Origin of the sequence: Pseudoalteromonas sp. SG41-1, assembly GCF_014164575.1 — a bacterium.
GTDB classification, from domain to species: Bacteria; Pseudomonadota; Gammaproteobacteria; order Enterobacterales; family Alteromonadaceae; genus Pseudoalteromonas; species Pseudoalteromonas rhizosphaerae.
This window is the reverse complement of the sequence record NZ_JACJFL010000104.1, coordinates 1-1,442: the sequence shown is the minus strand read 5'-3', so window position 1 is coordinate 1,442 and position 1,442 is coordinate 1. Positions and strand designations below refer to the sequence as shown.

The 1,442-nt window shown below is 50.5% G+C and carries 1 protein-coding gene; it reads left to right on the top strand.

Annotated elements, in window-relative coordinates; all coding sequences use genetic code 11:
• On the top strand, positions 1-1,442 hold a 1,442-nt coding region (locus tag H5203_RS22450; protein ID WP_182820373.1), incomplete at both ends, for a tandem-95 repeat protein.

Genomic DNA, 1,442 nt, shown 5'->3' with positions numbered 1-1,442 from the left:
GGCAGCTACGCGGCTATTACTATCAGTGTTAACGATGGCACAGATAGCGCCAGTTTAACGCCATTTACATTAGAGGTAACCAACACCAATGATGCGCCGGTAGGGCAAAACTTCGCGTTTAACCTCGATGAAGCCGCGACTTTAACCGTGGCACTTGCAAACGGGTTATTAAGTAACGCCAGCGATGATGATGCAGGCGACACACTCAGCGCAGAGCTTGTCAGTCAACCACAATTTGGTAGTGTCAGCTTAAACAGCGATGGTAGCTTTAGTTATCAACATGACGGCAGTGAAAACCACGGCGACAGCTTCACCTTCCAAGTTCGTGATAGCGCAGGTGCGTTATCGGCGGTACAGACAGTAACACTTACGGTAACGCCGGTTGCTGATGCACCGGTTGCCATGGATGACAGTGCCACCACTGCAGAAGACACGCCAGTGAACTTTAGCTTGGTAGCGAATGACAGTGATGCAGAAAATGACCTAGTGGTCGCTTCAGCGGCCATCGTATTACCCGCGAGTAAAGGCACAGTAAGTATCACCAACGGCATTGCCACGTATACACCGAACAGCAATGTAACGGGGACAGATACCTTTACTTATACGGTAAAAGATGCGGCATTGAATACCTCAACAGCGGCGACAGTGACAGTCACCATTACCCCAGTGAACGACCTCCCAGAGGTACAAGCTATCAGCTTAAGTGTGGATGAAGACACCGCATCAGCAGTGACCAATGTGCGTTCACTGGCCAGTGATGTGGAAGACACCATCCCAACGGGCACGATTAACTTAGTCAGAGCGCCAAGCTCAGGGCTGGTGGTGTTTGACCAAGCCGCGGGCACCTTTGTGTATACCCCAGATGCGAACGTTACAGGGCAAGACAGTTTCACCTACACCATTACCGACAGCGAAGGCGGTGTGTCACTGCCAGGAACCGTTACGGTAAATATAGGTGCGGTGAATGACCGCCCCGTTGTTGCTAATGATGCAGTGACGACTGATGAAGATACCGCAACAACGTTAGCTATTTTAGCAAACGACTCAGACGTAGAAGACAGTGGCTTTAATGCTGCCAACGTAAGCCTTGAAAACCAAGGCACGGGGGCGGGCATGTACGACTTTGCGACAGTCAGCGTTAACCTAGATGGTAGTTTAGCTATCGTGCCAAGCCAAGATGTGAATGGGGTATTTAGTTTCACCTACACATTAACAGACAGCGAAGGCTTAAGCTCAACCCCAGCGACCGTCACACTGACCATTAATGCCGTGAACGACGCACCAGTGGCGCTAGATAACACCGCCCAACTGCAAGAAGAAGGTTCATTTGAAGTCAACGTATTGGGTAACGACAGTGATGTTGATATCGGCGACAGCTTAGATGTGAGCAGTGTGACGGTTGTCAGTGCACCAAGCAACGGGCAAACTCAAGTAACCGCAAC